We start from the raw sequence: 15,340 nt of genomic DNA, 5'->3' as shown, positions 1-15,340 counted from the left end.
CACTACACCTTAAGCGCGATTAAAGAGGAAAGCGGCGACAAATATTGTTAATTTTTGTGAGCATACGCAATACCCGCGTGAAAAACCCGGGTACAGTCAGTATGAACCAAGTGTCGATACCGCATGAAACGGGCAAGTTATCGCTCCCATGCTGGATTGACTCTTATCGTGCGGCAGAATTTCCAGTATAATAGCCGCCTTTTTTCATCCAGTTGTGACATACAGCTAAAGCTGCGACTTCGTCGCCTGCATGGCAGGCAACAATCCGCCTGCGGCTAAGTTAAGGGATATCTCATGCGTACAGAATATTGCGGACAGCTACGTCTGTCCCACGTGGGGCAGCAGGTGACTCTGTGTGGTTGGGTCAACCGTCGTCGTGATCTTGGCAGCCTGATCTTTATCGATATGCGCGACCGCGAAGGTATTGTGCAGGTGTTCTTCGATCCGGATCGTGCGGACGCGTTAAAGCTGGCCTCTGAACTGCGTAATGAGTTCTGCATTCAGGTTACGGGCACCGTGCGTGCGCGTGACGCGAAAAACGTCAATGCGGATATGGCGACCGGCGAAATAGAAGTGCTGGCGTCCTCTCTCACTATCATCAACCGCGCAGACTCACTGCCGCTTGACGCTAACCACGTTAATACCGAAGAGGCGCGTCTCAAGTACCGCTATCTGGATTTGCGTCGTCCGGAAATGGCGCAGCGCCTGAAAACTCGCGCCAAAATTACCAGCCTGGTGCGTCGTTTTATGGACGATCACGGTTTCCTTGATATTGAAACGCCGATGCTGACCAAAGCCACGCCGGAAGGCGCGCGCGACTATCTGGTGCCTTCGCGCGTGCACAAAGGTAAATTCTACGCGTTGCCGCAGTCGCCGCAGCTGTTCAAACAGCTCCTGATGATGTCCGGTTTCGACCGTTACTATCAGATAGTCAAATGCTTCCGTGATGAAGACTTACGTGCTGACCGTCAGCCGGAGTTTACTCAGATCGACGTCGAGACCTCCTTCATGACCGCGCCACAGGTGCGCGAAGTGATGGAAGCGCTGGTGCGCCATTTGTGGCTGGAAGTGAAAGGCGTGGATCTGGGGGATTTCCCGGTCATGACGTTTGCCGAAGCGGAACGTCGCTACGGTTCCGACAAGCCAGACCTGCGTAACCCGATGGAACTGGTAGATGTCGCTGACCTGCTGAAATCGGTAGAGTTCGCGGTCTTCGCGGGCCCGGCTAACGATCCGAAAGGCCGCGTGGCAGCGCTGCGTGTGCCTGGCGGCGCACAGCTTAGCCGTAAGCAGATCGACGATTATGGTAACTTTGTTAAGATCTACGGCGCGAAAGGCCTGGCGTATATCAAAGTTAACGAGCGCGCGAAAGGTCTGGACGGGATTAACAGTCCGGTGGCCAAGTTCCTGACCGCCGACATTGTCGAGGCTATCCTTGAACGTACCGGCGCGCAGGACGGCGACATGATCTTCTTCGGCGCAGATAACAAAAAAGTGGTTGCCGATGCGCTGGGCGCGTTGCGTCTGAAACTGGGCAAAGACCTGAGCCTGACCGACGAAGACAAATGGGCGCCGCTGTGGGTGATTGACTTCCCGATGTTCGAAGACGACGGCGAAGGCGGTCTGACCGCGATGCACCATCCGTTCACCGCCCCGCGTGACATGACGGCGTCTGAACTGAAAACTGCGCCGGAAGAAGCCGTCGCTAACGCTTACGATATGGTGATTAACGGCTATGAAGTGGGTGGCGGTTCGGTGCGTATTCACAACGGTGAAATGCAGCAAACCGTATTTGGTATTCTCGGTATCAATGAGCAGGAGCAGCGCGAGAAGTTCGGCTTCCTGTTGGATGCGTTGAAATACGGTACGCCGCCGCACGCGGGCCTGGCGTTTGGTCTGGACCGTCTGACCATGCTGTTGACCGGCACCGACAATATTCGTGATGTTATCGCCTTCCCGAAAACGACCGCCGCCGCGTGTCTGATGACTGAAGCGCCGAGTTTTGCCAACCAGGCAGCGTTGACGGAGTTGGGGATTCAGGTTGTAAAGAAAGCTGAGAATAACTGATATGAACAATGTACACGACATCATTCGCGTGATATCGCGGCGGCCCGCAGGGGCGAGTCTCATCCGTCACCCAACAGCCAACAACGAGGTCGCGTGAAGGATAAAGTGTACAAGCGCCCCGTTTCGGTCCTGGTGGTTATTTTCGCGCAGGATACGAAACGGGTGCTAATGTTGCAGCGACGCGATGACCCGGATTTTTGGCAGTCAGTGACTGGCAGCATAGAAGAAGGGGAGACCGCGTTGCAGGCCGCCGTACGTGAAGTCAAAGAGGAGGTCACGATTGATGTTGCGGCAGAGCAACTGACCTTAATCGACTGCCAGCGTACGGTGGAGTTCGAAATTTTTTCACATTTACGTCATCGCTATGCGCCGGGCGTCATGCACAATACAGAATTCTGGTTCTGCCTTGCGTTACCGCATGAGCGGCAGGTGATATTCACTGAACATCTGACGTACCAGTGGCTTGATGCGCCTGACGCGGCGGCGCTTACCAAGTCCTGGAGTAACCGGCAAGCGATTGAAGAGTTTGTCATTAACGTCGCCTGAAAAGGCGCGCTTTTTTTGAGGAAATATTTATGGCAGGTCATAGTAAATGGGCCAACACCAGACATCGTAAAGCTGCGCAGGATGCCAAGCGCGGTAAAATCTTCACTAAAATTATTCGTGAACTGGTAACGGCAGCTAAATTGGGCGGCGGCGATCCGGATGCCAACCCGCGTCTGCGCGCGGCCGTAGATAAAGCGCTGGCCAACAACATGACCCGCGACACTCTGAACCGTGCCATCGCTCGCGGTGTGGGTGGTGATGAAGACTCGAACATGGAAACCATCATCTATGAAGGTTATGGTCCTGGCGGCACGGCCATTATGATTGAGTGTCTGAGTGACAACCGTAACCGTACCGTAGCGGAAGTGCGTCATGCTTTCAGCAAGTGCGGCGGTAATCTGGGTACCGATGGCTCAGTGGCGTACCTGTTCAGTAAGAAAGGGGTCATCTCCTTTGAGAAAGGCGATGAAGACACCATCATGGAAGCCGCTCTGGAAGCCGGTGCGGAAGATGTTGTGACCTATGATGATGGCGCGATTGATGTTTACACTGCCTGGGAAGAGATGGGCAAAGTGCGTGACGCGCTGGAAGCGGCGGGTCTGAAAGCGGACAGCGCCGAAGTGTCTATGATCCCGTCAACCAAAGCGGATATGGATGCGGAAACCGCGCCGAAACTGCTACGTCTGATCGATATGCTGGAAGACTGTGACGATGTCCAGGAAGTCTACCATAACGGTGAGATCTCTGATGAGGTGGCGGCGACCCTGTAATGGTGCTGTTAAACGCCGGCGGGCAGGGGGTATAGCGTGTCGATTATTCTCGGTATTGACCCCGGCTCGCGCATTACCGGTTATGGCGTTATCCGCCAGGTAGGCAGACAACTGACCTATCTGGGCAGCGGATGTATTCGCACCAAAGTCGATGATTTGCCGTCTCGTTTGAAGCTCATATACGCAGGCGTGACGGAAATCATCACGCAGTTCCAGCCGGACTATTTTGCTATCGAACAGGTGTTTATGGCGAAGAACGCCGATTCAGCCCTCAAGCTGGGACAGGCGCGCGGCGTCGCGATTGTCGCCGCGGTCAACCAGGAACTGCCCGTGTTTGAATACGCGGCGCGTCAGGTGAAGCAAACCGTCGTCGGTATTGGTAGCGCGGAGAAAAGCCAGGTTCAGCATATGGTGCGCACGTTGCTGAAGCTCCCCGCTAACCCGCAGGCCGATGCCGCGGATGCGCTGGCTATCGCCATTACGCATTGCCACGTTAGCCAGAACGCGATGCAAATGAGCGAGAGCCGACTCAATCTGGCGCGGGGAAGGTTGCGCTAAATCATTCTCCCTCAGCCTCGCGTTGAGGGGTTTCAATTCCACAGGCGCTAATTAATTCTAAATTGGGATGTTGCCACAGGCTGGCTGGCGTCACCGTCTTACGATCCCACGGGATTGAACCTAAAAACCAGAACTTCCAGAAGGTGAGTTTCGCATCAGGATTGCTGTGAAGTAATTCTTCGAATGTCTCAATATCGCCTACCGGAATACACAATGCTTCTTTATAGATATCAAACACAAATTTCGAGCAGAACTGGCGCGATGACTCGTATTTAAACCCCGTGTGATAAAACTTATTCAGCCGGGCGGGAACCTGCTCCATGATGGCGAGTTTCTGCTCGACCGTCAGGCCGCCGCGCAGACGGCGAACGGCGTAACGTTGTCCGGCTGAACGTTGTATAAATAGTGACAGCGTGGTGACGGTTGAGAGGGGGACGCGACTTTCCGCCACCAGATAGTCATCACCATTATGACCAATAATAATCCCAACATGGTTGCTCCAGCACTGTGAAGCGGTGGATATCTGGCCGAAAAGCGCGGCACCTATACAGGTAAAGACGATATCCCCGGTTTCATATTGGACAGAATAATGTTTTTTCATCTCTGCATTCCATTATTTGAAATAAATTCCTTTTATTTATTCTACAGGGTAGTTAGCATTATACCAGATAAATGACAAGCCTTAGTGTCATCGAAATATGTATGGTGAATATTTCATTTATTGGAATTAATATCGCAAATATATTTGGGGGGGGATTAAGGTGGTAAATTTCTCATCATCTGATCTCTCATATTGACAGGGAGTATGACGTGGTTGATGATAAACCAATGAGAATAGGTTGGGTATTTTATTTTTCTTGTATTTTTGTTGCTATTATCTTTCATCTATTTATTAGTTTTTGTTATTGTTTGAGTATTGATATGGCAGAGGCTAATACTGTTGTTTTTTTATTAAAGCCAGGGACGATTTCATTATTATTTTTGCTTCTCCCTGTCAGGCGGTTCAGGACCAGACTGTTGGCAACATTGAGTTCAGTTTTCATTACCTTATTATTTAACCAGTGGCATTTGGTTGCCGGGAATAAAGAACTGGTTTTGTGCCTGCAGGCAGCGTGCTTTATGGCTTTCCTGGCTATGACATCGGTAAAAAAATCCGGGTGGATGATTAGCGCATCATTATTTTTGGTTTGTGCGGCCGGAACGATTCGCCAGTGCTGGCTGGAACAGCTGTTTAACGCTGCCGATATATATATTGTTGATGATGGGCGGAGCTGTGGCGCCAGCGGCCACTGCTTCCAGTATATTGCAGCAAAAGGCCGTGGGTTAGCAGCAAAACGACAGGCACTTTTTAGTAGCGAAGAGTATGTGAATATTTATTATAGTTATTCAGAAGGGATGCCAGCCGTGAATTTCGATGGCATGAAAAATGAGTTTGTACAATATTTATTGTGTCATGGCGAATTAAAATCTGTTGCGCGCGACGATAAAACAACATGCGATTAAATTCAGCGCTAGTGGTTAATATTATTAAATCTATTCTCGGGTCTGTTTTTTTGGAGGCCCGATGTTCCGCTGTTGGCATTCGTACTGGATACATTATTAGTGTTATCAGGATACTCATTATTGAAGACTACCGAACGTGCGCCACGGCATGTTGGCAAAAAGTTATTCGCGTAGGACGCAAAAAGTTGTCAATGAGTGTACGACTTATTTTGTACGCAGCGGGGAGCGTACCCGTCGTTAACCATCACGGGTTGTTGGAGTAGAGAAATATCGGGATACGTGTTTTTCATCTGGATAAACATCCAGTCTTTTTTTATGATAGTGCATTATCTTTTCAGCCCTTTACGCAGGAGCGTCATGTGATAGGCAGACTCAGAGGCATTATTCTCGAAAAACAACCCCCGATCGTGCTGCTGGAGACAGGGGGCGTAGGCTATGAAGTACATATGCCTATGACCTGCTTTTACGAGCTGCCGGAGGCCGGGCAGGAGGCAATCGTCTTCACCCACTTTGTGGTGCGTGAAGATGCGCAGTTGCTGTACGGATTCAACAATAAGCAAGAGCGCACGCTGTTTAAAGAGCTAATTAAAACGAATGGCGTCGGGCCTAAGCTGGCGCTGGCGATCCTCTCCGGCATGTCGGCGCAACAGTTCGTCAATGCGGTTGAGCGCGAAGAGCTTGGTGCGCTGGTGAAGCTGCCGGGTATCGGCAAGAAAACCGCCGAAAGGCTGATTGTCGAAATGAAAGACCGCTTTAAAGGGCTACATGGCGATCTCTTTACGCCAGCGGTCGATCTGGTATTGACATCGCCGGCCAGCCCAACCTCGGAAGATGCAGAACAAGAAGCAGTTGCTGCGCTGGTGGCGCTGGGTTATAAACCGCAAGAAGCCAGTCGGATGGTAAACAAGATCGCCCGTCCGGATGCAAGCAGTGAAACACTGATTCGCGACGCGTTACGCGCCGCGTTATGAGGTAAAGGATGATAGAAGCAGATCGCCTGATTTCAGCAGGCGCCACGATCGCAGAAGACGTCGCCGATCGCGCCATTCGCCCGAAGTTATTGGCGGAATATGTCGGCCAACCGCAGGTGCGCTCCCAGATGGAGATCTTTATTCAGGCGGCAAAACTGCGTGGCGACGCACTAGATCACTTGCTGATTTTCGGCCCGCCAGGGTTAGGTAAAACGACTCTGGCGAATATCGTTGCCAATGAAATGGGCGTCAATCTCCGAACCACGTCCGGCCCGGTGCTGGAAAAAGCAGGCGATCTGGCGGCTATGCTCACCAATCTTGAACCGCATGATGTGCTGTTTATTGATGAGATTCATCGGCTTTCACCGGTGGTGGAAGAGGTACTCTATCCGGCGATGGAAGATTACCAGTTGGATATTATGATTGGCGAAGGGCCTGCTGCACGTTCAATTAAGATCGATCTGCCGCCGTTTACGCTCATTGGCGCGACGACGCGAGCAGGTTCGCTGACCTCGCCGCTACGTGACCGTTTTGGTATTGTGCAGCGCCTGGAGTTCTACCAGGTGCCCGATCTGCAGCACATCGTCGGGCGCAGCGCAAGGCACATGGGGCTTGAGATGAGCGATGACGGCGCGCTGGAGGTGGCGCGTCGGGCGCGCGGTACGCCGCGTATAGCCAACCGCCTGCTCAGACGTGTGCGTGATTTCGCCGAGGTGAAGCATGACGGGGCTATTTCAGCGGAAATTGCCGCGCAGGCGCTGGATATGCTGAACGTCGATGCGGAAGGGTTTGACTATATGGATCGCAAGCTGCTGCTGGCGGTTATTGATAAATTCTTCGGTGGACCGGTCGGCCTGGATAACCTGGCGGCGGCGATTGGCGAAGAGCGTGAAACCATTGAGGATGTGCTGGAGCCGTATCTGATTCAGCAAGGCTTTTTGCAGCGCACGCCGCGTGGGCGTATGGCAACGGTGCGCGCCTGGAACCATTTCGGGATCACGCCGCCAGAGATGCCTTAGCGCCTGAAGTCGCTGCGCTCATCAGACCTGGGCGATTTTGTAGGCCCGGTAAGCGCAGCGCCACCGGGCAACACACGCTTAGCTTGCCTGCTTTTTCATCATACTGAAGATAAACAGCAGCGCGGCACACAGCACTACGGATGGCCCTGCCGGGGTATCATAAAAGGCTGAGAAGGTCAGTCCACCTGTAACCGCTATCATACCTACACCAACGGCGACGCCCGCCATCTGTTCCGGCGTACGGGCAAAGCGACGCGCGGTTGCGGCGGGGATAATCAGCAGCGACGTAATGATCAGCGCTCCGACAAACTTCATCGCCACGCCAATAGTTAACGCCGTTACCAGCATCAATAGCAGCTTCACGCGCTGTAACTTCACGCCATCGACAAAGGCAAGATCCGGACTGATAGTCATTGACAGCAAGTTGCGCCACTGCCAGAAGAGAATGGCCAGCACAATAACGACCCCAATAGCGATCGAGATAAGATCTTCCGGCGTGACGGCCAGCAAATCGCCAAACAGATAAGCCATTAAATCAACGCGGACGTTGGACATCAGGCTGACCACGACCAGTCCTAAAGATAAGGCGCTGTGCGCCATAATGCCCAGTAAGGTATCAATCGCGAGGTGAGGGCGTTTCTCCAGCCATACCAGACCGGCGGCCAGCAGCAGCGTAACGGCGATTACCGCATAAAAGGGGTTAACGTCCAGCAACAGGCCAAACGCCACGCCCAGAAGCGACGCGTGAGCCAGCGTATCGCCAAAATAGGACATCCGACGCCAGACCACAAATGAGCCCAAAGGACCAGCGGCGCACGCCAGCATCATCCCGGCCAGCCAGCCGGGCAGTAATAATTCAATCATGAGTGACCATTTCCCCGGCGCAGTACAATACGACCCTGTAAATCGTGGCGATGATTATGATGATGGCGATAAATCCCTAATTGCTCCGCGCCTCGCGGGCCAAACATAGAGATAAATTCCGGATGCATAGACACCACTTCCGGCGCGCCGGAACAGCAAATATGATGGTTCAGGCATAACACTTCATCCGTCTTTGCCATGACCAGATGTAGGTCATGCGACACCATCAGCACGGCGCAATCGAGTTCACGGCGCAGCTGATCGATAAGGTCGTATAACGCGACCTGGCCGTTGACATCCACGCCTTGCGTCGGCTCATCAAGTACCAGCAACTGCGGCCTGTTAAGCAGAGCACGGGCCAGCAGTACCCGCTGCGTCTCACCGCCGGAGAGTTTTTGCATGGGCGCGTCAATCAAATGTCCGGCCTGAACGCGTTTAAGCGCCGGGAGAATATCCGTTTTTTGCGTGCCGGGACGTAAACGTAAAAACCGGTTTACCGTCAGCGGAAGCGTGGTATCGAGATAGAGCTTTTGCGGGACATAGCCGATACGGAGTTGCCCGTTGCGCTTGATCACCCCATCATCAGGGGCTACCAGTCCTAAAACCACGCGTACAAGCGTTGACTTCCCCGCGCCGTTAGGGCCGAGAAGCGTTAAAATTTTTCCGGGGCTCAATTCAAGCGACACGTCAGAGAGGACGCGGCGTTGACCAAATGAGACCGAGACGTTTTCCAGTGAAACTAAACTTGTCATGTTAATTTTAGGCTTGCAGAAGTGATAGAATGTTATAATATCACATTCCACACATTCATTACGATGATTAGTCGCATTATGTTACAGAAAAATACGCTTCTTTTCGCAGCATTATCCGCCGCGCTTTGGGGGAGTGCAACCCAGGCTGCCGACGCCGCCGTTGTCGCTTCGCTTAAACCGCTTGGGTTTATCGCTTCCGCCATTGCTGATGGCGTTACGGATACACAAGTATTACTTCCGGATGGGGCTTCCGAGCATGATTATTCATTGCGTCCATCAGACGTAAAACGCTTACAGGGCGCGGACTTAGTCGTCTGGGTTGGCCCGGAAATGGAAGCCTTTATGGAGAAGTCGGTCAGGAATATCCCTGATAATAAGCAGGTTACCATTGCGCAACTTGCCGATGTAAAACCGTTACTCATGAAGGGCGCGGATGATGATGAGGATGAACATGCGCATACGGGCGCCGATGAGGAAAAAGGTGACGTACATCACCATCACGGCGAATATAACATGCATCTTTGGCTCTCCCCAGAGATAGCGCGGGCTACAGCGGTTGCAATCCATGAAAAATTAGTGGAACTTATGCCGCAAAGTCGAGCCAAACTCGACGCCAACCTGAAGGATTTTGAGGCACAATTAGCCGCAACCGATAAACAGGTCGGTAACGAGCTCGCGCCGCTCAAGGGGAAAGGGTATTTCGTTTTTCATGACGCCTACGGTTACTACGAAAAACACTACGGACTCACCCCGCTCGGTCACTTTACCGTGAACCCTGAGATACAACCTGGCGCGCAGCGTTTACATGAAATAAGAACACAGTTGGTTGAGCAAAAAGCAACCTGCGTTTTTGCTGAGCCACAATTCAGGCCAGCGGTCGTGGAAGCCGTGGCGAGAGGGACATCCGTTCGAATGGGAACACTGGACCCCCTCGGGACGAACATTAAACTGGGTAAAACAAGCTATTCAGCGTTTTTAAGCCAATTAGCCAACCAGTATGCGAGCTGCCTGAAAGGAGATTAACGAGGAAGTGAATACGTGCAACAGATAGCCCGCTCTGTCGCCCTGGCATTTAATAATCTGCCCCGACCCCACCGCGTTATGCTGGGGTCACTTACCGTTCTGACACTGGCCGTCGCCGTATGGCGGCCCTATGTTTACCACCCAGAATCCGCACCAATCGTTAAAACTATTGAACTGGAGAAAAGCGAGATTCGTTCCCTCTTACCGGAGGCCAGCGAACCCATCGATCAGGCCGCGCAGGAAGATGAAGCTATTCCTCAGGATGAGCTGGACGATAAAACCGCAGGCGAAGTCGGCGTCCATGAATACGTCGTCTCCACAGGCGATACGTTAAGCAGCATTCTGAATCAGTACGGCATCGATATGAGCGATATTAGCCGACTTGCCGCTTCTGATAAGGAGCTGCGCAATCTGAAAATTGGCCAACAGCTTTCCTGGACACTGACCGCCGATGGCGATTTACAGCGTCTGACATGGGAAGTCTCCCGCCGTGAAACGCGTACCTACGATCGCACTGCCAACGGTTTTAAAATGAGCAGTGAAATGCAGCAGGGGGACTGGGTTAACAGTCTGCTGAAAGGCACGGTAGGGGGTAGCTTTGTCGCCAGCGCGAAAGAGGCCGGTTTAACCAGCAGCGAAATCAGCGCAGTGATAAAAGCCATGCAGTGGCAGATGGATTTTCGGAAGCTGAAAAAGGGCGATGAATTTTCGGTTCTGATGTCGCGCGAGATGCTGGATGGCAAGCGTGAACAGAGTCAGTTGTTGGGCGTGCGTATGCGTTCCGATGGTAAAGATTACTACGCCATTCGCGCCGCTGACGGTAAATTCTATGACCGTAACGGTGTTGGCCTGGCGAAAGGCTTTTTACGCTTCCCGACCGCCAAACAGTTCCGCATCTCCTCCAACTTCAATCCGCGTCGTCTGAACCCGGTTACCGGACGCGTTGCGCCGCATCGTGGCGTTGACTTTGCGATGCCGCAGGGTACGCCGGTGCTGTCGGTGGGGGATGGCGAGGTCGTGGTCGCTAAACGTAGCGGCGCTGCCGGTTACTACATTGCGATTCGTCATGGACGCACCTACACCACACGTTACATGCACTTGCGTAAGCTGCTGGTGAAACCGGGGCAAAAAGTGAAACGTGGCGATCGTATTGCGCTTTCTGGTAACACCGGGCGTTCCACAGGGCCGCATCTGCATTATGAGGTATGGATCAACCAGCAAGCCGTTAACCCTCTGACAGCAAAATTGCCGCGCACGGAAGGTCTGACGGGGTCAGATCGTCGTGAATACCTGGCACAGGTGAAAGAGGTTCTGCCGCAACTGCGCTTCGATTAACAAATGCGCTGACAGAGCCGGTACGCGATGTGTGCCGGCTTTTTTGTTTTGTGTGAGACGCAGACGTCGCTACACTATTCACAATTCCTTTTCGCGTCAGCAGACCCTGGAAAAGCATGGAAACCAAAAAAAATAATAGTGAGTATATCCCTGAATTCGAAAAATCCTTTCGCTATCCGCAGTATTGGGGCGCCTGGTTGGGCGCTGCGGCAATGGCGGGGATCGCATTAACACCGGCATCATTCCGCGACCCTTTGCTGGCGACGCTGGGGCGTTTTGCCGGACGGCTGGGGAAGAGTTCTCGTCGCCGGGCGCTAATTAATTTGTCGTTGTGCTTTCCGCAGCGTAGCGAAGCTGAGCGCGAAGCGATTGTCGATGAGATGTTCGCCACCGCGCCACAGGCAATGGCGATGATGGCTGAGTTGGCGATGCGCGGTCCGAAAAAAATTCAACAGCGTGTTGACTGGGAAGGTCTGGAAATCATTGAGGAGATGCGTCGTAACGACGAAAAAGTCATTTTTCTCGTACCGCATGGCTGGGGCGTCGACATTCCAGCCATGCTGATGGCCTCTCAGGGGCAAAAAATGGCGGCGATGTTTCATAATCAGGGTAATCCGGTTTTTGACTATATCTGGAACACAGTGCGTCGGCGTTTCGGCGGACGTTTGCATGCGCGTAATGACGGGATTAAACCCTTTATCCAGTCTGTTCGTCAGGGCTACTGGGGTTACTACCTGCCGGACCAGGATCACGGCCCGGAGCATAGTGAATTCGTTGATTTCTTTGCGACATACAAAGCGACGCTGCCTGCAATTGGTCGGCTGATGAAAGTGTGCCGCGCACGCGTGATACCGCTTTTCCCGGTGTATAATGGTAAAACGCATCGCCTGACTATCCAGATTCGCCCGCCAATGGACGATCTGCTCACGGCTGACGACCACACTATCGCCAGACGGATGAACGAAGAGGTCGAAATTTTTGTCGGCCCGCATCCGGAACAGTACACCTGGATCCTGAAGCTGCTCAAAACCCGCAAGCCAGGCGAGATTCAGCCGTATAAGCGTAAAGATCTTTATCCCATCAAATAAATAAAGCCTCTCGTAAGAGAGGCTTTATGCTGACAAACCCTGTACTACCTGATGAACAGGCGTGGAGGAGTTTTACTCAACGGTCAAAATACGCGTGGTATTGGTTGAACCGACGGTGCTCATGACATCGCCCTGAGTCACGATAACCAGGTCGCCGGAAACCAGATACCCTTTATCACGCAGCAGATTAACAGCTTCATGCGCCGCGACAACGCCATCAGCCGCGCTATCAAAATGCACTGGCGTTACTCCGCGGTAGAGCGCGGTCAGGTTCAGCGTGCGTTCATGGCGCGACATGGCGAAAATCGGCAGGCCGGAGCTGATACGGGAAGTCATTAGCGCGGTACGACCGGATTCCGTCATGGTGATGATCGCGGTAACGCCTTTCAGATGGTTTGCCGCATACATCGCAGACATGGCAATAGCTTCTTCAACGTTGTCGAACTGCACGTCGAGACGGTGTTTAGACACATTGATGCTGGGGATTTTTTCTGCGCCCAGGCAGACGCGCGCCATTGCGGCAACGGTTTCAGAAGGATACTGACCGGCTGCGGTTTCGGCAGACAGCATAACCGCATCCGTGCCATCCAGGACGGCGTTCGCCACGTCCATCACTTCCGCACGGGTCGGCATCGGGTTGGTGATCATCGACTCCATCATCTGCGTTGCGGTGATGACTGCGCGGTTTAGCTGACGCGCACGGCGAATCAGCGCCTTCTGGATACCAACCAGCTCCGGATCGCCGATTTCAACGCCCAGGTCGCCACGTGCGACCATCACAACGTCAGAGGCCAGAATGATATCGTCCATGGCGTTTTGATCGCATACCGCTTCGGCGCGTTCGACCTTAGCCACAATTTTCGCGTCGCAGCCGGCGTCGCGCGCCAGGCGGCGTGCATAGTTCAGATCTTCGCCGCAGCGCGGGAAGGATACGGCCAGATAGTCAACGCCTATCAGCGCAGCGGTTTGAATATCGGCTTTGTCTTTTTCGGTCAGCGCTTCAGCAGAAAGCCCGCCGCCGAGCTTGTTAATGCCTTTATTGTTAGACAGCGGGCCGCCGACGGTGACCTCGGTAAAGACTTTCATGCCCTGGACTTCAAGCACTTTCAACTGCACTCGACCATCGTCAAGCAGCAGGATATCGCCAGGAACGACGTCTGCCGGCAACCCTTTGTAATCAATGCCGACTTTTTCTTTATCGCCTTCGCCTTTACCCAGGTTAGCGTCTAACAGAAATTTGTCCCCGATATTGAGGAACACTTTGCCTTCTTTAAAAGTGGAAACGCGAATTTTTGGCCCTTGCAGGTCGCCTAAAATAGCCACATGACGCCCCAATTTGGCGGCAATCTCACGGACTTTATCAGCACGCATTTTATGATCTTCCGGCGAGCCGTGAGAGAAGTTCATACGTACTACGTTTGCGCCCGCGGCGATAACCTTCTCAAGGTTGTTATCGCGGTCAGTTGCCGGGCCTAACGTGGTAACGATTTTGGTTCTGCGAAGCCTTCTGGACATGTAATACTCCGTTGACTAAAACAACTTGGTGTTGCGTGAACATTGAACCGGTCGTTCTGAAACCTTAACGGTATAAAATGAACGTCCCCGGATGACGAAAAGGGTAGAACATTGTTATTGCTTTTAGCGGTCATCACTCCTGATGAGTAATTCTTTATCAAAACGCGATTCCTTGAGCGCTTCCTTGACACGCTTCAAGTTATCTCTGAATTTCGCCCCGCGACGCAAAGTAAATCCCGTTGCCAGCACATCTATCACGGTCAGCTGAGCAAGTCGAGAGACCATGGGCATATAAATGTCTGTATCTTCCGGTACGTCGAGGGTAATGGCCAGCGTGGCTTCGCGCGCCAGCGGCGTTCCAGCGGAGGTCAGGGCGATCACCATCGCATCGTTTTCCCGCGCCAACTGCGCCAGTTCCACCAGGCTCTTGGTTCTGCCAGTATGCGAAATGAGCACGACGACGTCATCATCGTTACAATTCATACAGCTCATCCGTTGCAGCACGATATCGTCGGAGTAAATCACCGGCACATTGAAGCGAAAAAACTTATTCATGGCGTCATGCGCGACCGCGGCGGAGGAACCAAGACCAAAAAAGGCGATTTTTTTTGCCTGGGTCAGTAAATCGACGGCGCGGTTGACGGCCGATTTATCCAGCGACTGACGAACATGGTCGAGACTGGCCATGGCGGACTCGAAGATTTTTCCTGTATAGGCCTCAACGCTGTCATCTTCATCCACATTGCGATTAACATAGGGGGTGCCATTTGCCAGACTTTGCGCCAGATGCAGTTTAAAATCAGGAAAGCCGCGGGTATTCATGCTGCGACAGAAACGGTTCACCGTTGGTTCGCTAACGTTAGCTTCCTGGGCCAGCATGGCAATGCTTAAGTGAATCGATCTGCCTGGGGCGGCCAGAATAACATCGGCGACTTTTCGTTCAGATTTGCTTAAATGTTCCAGTTGAGACTGGACTTTTTCCAGCATATTCATGATTAGCAAGGCTCATGGGTATTAGCGATTTCAATGATGCGCGAAACCGAGCGCGTTTTGTTAGATATTACTCCTGGAGGCTGTCAAAGGGGGCAAAATGGCTAAAAAAGGTGTCGTTTTTTTTCATTACATGACCGACGTCGGATTTTAAGTTCCAGCTTGTGTGGAAAAGCGACAATTTTATTAGGCGTTTTGCCGATTATATTGCCAATCAAACGCCGGTTCACCTATGAAAAGGCGTTTACGGTTTCCGTAATCTCGTAAAAGCAGTACAGTGCTGTGTAATAAAATTACAACGATATCCTGGCTAAAGTACCAGGAGATTAACTGAGGAGA

15 protein-coding genes are annotated in these 15,340 nt (G+C 52.5%); 10 read left to right on the top strand and 5 right to left on the bottom strand.

Annotated features, from left to right (window positions below):
- The first annotated feature begins 294 nt into the window (after positions 1-294).
- The 4 genes from aspS (at position 295) to ruvC (ending at position 3,941) form a co-directional block, all read left to right on the top strand.
- Entirely contained in the window at positions 295-2,067 is a 1,773-nt protein-coding gene (gene aspS, locus ACLJQJ_RS08340) for an aspartate--tRNA ligase (RefSeq protein ID WP_001258633.1), read from the top strand.
- Between the two features lie 93 nt (positions 2,068-2,160).
- Positions 2,161-2,613: a dihydroneopterin triphosphate diphosphatase gene (gene nudB, locus ACLJQJ_RS08335; protein WP_000653693.1), complete on the top strand. Its 453-nt coding sequence runs from the start codon at positions 2,161-2,163 to the stop codon at positions 2,611-2,613.
- Positions 2,614-2,642: 29 nt separating this feature from the next.
- Complete coding sequence (locus ACLJQJ_RS08330; RefSeq protein ID WP_000907242.1) at positions 2,643-3,383, top strand: YebC/PmpR family DNA-binding transcriptional regulator; 741 nt, start codon at positions 2,643-2,645, stop codon at positions 3,381-3,383.
- Between the two features lie 36 nt (positions 3,384-3,419).
- Positions 3,420-3,941: a crossover junction endodeoxyribonuclease RuvC gene (ruvC, locus tag ACLJQJ_RS08325; RefSeq protein WP_000022509.1), complete on the top strand. Its 522-nt coding sequence runs from the start codon at positions 3,420-3,422 to the stop codon at positions 3,939-3,941.
- A gap of 1 nt (position 3,942) precedes the next feature.
- Here the strand turns inward: ruvC and ACLJQJ_RS08320 are convergent, their stop codons facing one another.
- Positions 3,943-4,542 carry a YebB family permuted papain-like enzyme gene (locus ACLJQJ_RS08320; RefSeq protein ID WP_063809564.1) on the bottom strand — a complete coding sequence of 200 codons (600 nt, stop codon included), beginning with the start codon at positions 4,540-4,542 and terminating at the stop codon, positions 3,943-3,945.
- A 209-nt stretch (positions 4,543-4,751) separates the two neighbouring features.
- On the opposite strand from ACLJQJ_RS08320, the gene ACLJQJ_RS08315 reads away from it, so the two are divergent.
- The 3 genes from ACLJQJ_RS08315 (at position 4,752) to ruvB (ending at position 7,434) form a co-directional block, all read left to right on the top strand.
- On the top strand, positions 4,752-5,444 hold the full coding sequence (locus ACLJQJ_RS08315) for a hypothetical protein (RefSeq protein ID WP_063809565.1): 693 nt from the start codon (positions 4,752-4,754) through the stop codon (positions 5,442-5,444).
- A 359-nt stretch (positions 5,445-5,803) separates the two neighbouring features.
- On the top strand, positions 5,804-6,415 hold the full coding sequence (gene ruvA / locus ACLJQJ_RS08310) for a Holliday junction branch migration protein RuvA (RefSeq protein WP_000580334.1): 612 nt from the start codon (positions 5,804-5,806) through the stop codon (positions 6,413-6,415).
- Between the two features lie 8 nt (positions 6,416-6,423).
- On the top strand, positions 6,424-7,434 hold the full coding sequence (gene ruvB, locus ACLJQJ_RS08305; protein ID WP_000568504.1) for a Holliday junction branch migration DNA helicase RuvB: 1,011 nt from the start codon (positions 6,424-6,426) through the stop codon (positions 7,432-7,434).
- A gap of 78 nt (positions 7,435-7,512) precedes the next feature.
- Here ruvB and znuB read toward each other — a convergent pair whose 3' ends face one another.
- Both znuB and znuC read right to left on the bottom strand, forming a co-directional pair.
- Entirely contained in the window at positions 7,513-8,298 is a 786-nt protein-coding gene (gene znuB, locus ACLJQJ_RS08300; protein WP_000571508.1) for a zinc ABC transporter permease subunit ZnuB, read from the bottom strand.
- On the bottom strand, positions 8,295-9,050 hold the full coding sequence (gene znuC / locus ACLJQJ_RS08295; RefSeq protein WP_000203013.1) for a zinc ABC transporter ATP-binding protein ZnuC: 756 nt from the start codon (positions 9,048-9,050) through the stop codon (positions 8,295-8,297). The genes znuB and znuC overlap by 4 nt, the downstream gene beginning before the upstream one ends.
- A 78-nt stretch (positions 9,051-9,128) precedes the next feature.
- On the opposite strand from znuC, the gene znuA reads away from it, so the two are divergent.
- From znuA to lpxM, 3 genes are all read left to right on the top strand, one after another.
- Positions 9,129-10,073 carry a zinc ABC transporter substrate-binding protein ZnuA gene (gene znuA / locus ACLJQJ_RS08290; RefSeq protein ID WP_000939597.1) on the top strand — a complete coding sequence of 315 codons (945 nt, stop codon included), beginning with the start codon at positions 9,129-9,131 and terminating at the stop codon, positions 10,071-10,073.
- A gap of 15 nt (positions 10,074-10,088) precedes the next feature.
- Complete coding sequence (gene mepM / locus ACLJQJ_RS08285; protein ID WP_001184028.1) at positions 10,089-11,408, top strand: murein DD-endopeptidase MepM; 1,320 nt, start codon at positions 10,089-10,091, stop codon at positions 11,406-11,408.
- A 116-nt stretch (positions 11,409-11,524) separates the two neighbouring features.
- Positions 11,525-12,496, top strand: a complete 972-nt coding sequence (lpxM, locus tag ACLJQJ_RS08280; RefSeq protein WP_000448401.1) for a lauroyl-Kdo(2)-lipid IV(A) myristoyltransferase — start codon at positions 11,525-11,527, stop codon at positions 12,494-12,496.
- 72 nt (positions 12,497-12,568) lie between these two features.
- Here lpxM and pyk read toward each other — a convergent pair whose 3' ends face one another.
- Together pyk and ACLJQJ_RS08270 are read right to left on the bottom strand one after the other, a co-directional pair.
- On the bottom strand, positions 12,569-14,011 hold the full coding sequence (gene pyk, locus ACLJQJ_RS08275; protein WP_000091156.1) for a pyruvate kinase: 1,443 nt from the start codon (positions 14,009-14,011) through the stop codon (positions 12,569-12,571).
- Positions 14,012-14,134: 123 nt separating this feature from the next.
- Entirely contained in the window at positions 14,135-15,004 is an 870-nt protein-coding gene (locus tag ACLJQJ_RS08270) for a MurR/RpiR family transcriptional regulator (protein ID WP_001056719.1), read from the bottom strand.
- Positions 15,005-15,340 lie beyond the last annotated feature (336 nt).

This window comes from Salmonella sp. SAL04202 (genome assembly GCF_046550775.1).
GTDB lineage: Bacteria > Pseudomonadota > Gammaproteobacteria > Enterobacterales > Enterobacteriaceae > Salmonella > Salmonella enterica.
Note: the sequence above shows the minus strand (reverse complement) of the source record. Positions and strands in the feature narration are given on the sequence as shown.

Bases quoted from the DNA above. Each gene is read 5' to 3' on its own strand.
- aspS (WP_001258633.1), top strand. From the start codon at position 295: ATGCGTACAGAATATTGCGGACAGCTACGTCTGTCCCACGTGGGGCAG.
- ACLJQJ_RS08330 (WP_000907242.1), top strand. From the start codon at position 2,643: ATGGCAGGTCATAGTAAATGGGCCAACACCAGACATCGTAAAGCTGCG.
- ACLJQJ_RS08320 (WP_063809564.1), bottom strand. From the start codon at position 4,542: ATGAAAAAACATTATTCTGTCCAATATGAAACCGGGGATATCGTCTTT.
- ruvB (WP_000568504.1), top strand. From the start codon at position 6,424: ATGATAGAAGCAGATCGCCTGATTTCAGCAGGCGCCACGATCGCAGAA.
- znuB (WP_000571508.1), bottom strand. From the start codon at position 8,298: ATGATTGAATTATTACTGCCCGGCTGGCTGGCCGGGATGATGCTGGCG.
- znuC (WP_000203013.1), bottom strand. From the start codon at position 9,050: ATGACAAGTTTAGTTTCACTGGAAAACGTCTCGGTCTCATTTGGTCAA.
- znuA (WP_000939597.1), top strand. From the start codon at position 9,129: ATGTTACAGAAAAATACGCTTCTTTTCGCAGCATTATCCGCCGCGCTT.
- lpxM (WP_000448401.1), top strand. From the start codon at position 11,525: ATGGAAACCAAAAAAAATAATAGTGAGTATATCCCTGAATTCGAAAAA.
- pyk (WP_000091156.1), bottom strand. From the start codon at position 14,011: ATGTCCAGAAGGCTTCGCAGAACCAAAATCGTTACCACGTTAGGCCCG.
- ACLJQJ_RS08270 (WP_001056719.1), bottom strand. From the start codon at position 15,004: ATGAATATGCTGGAAAAAGTCCAGTCTCAACTGGAACATTTAAGCAAA.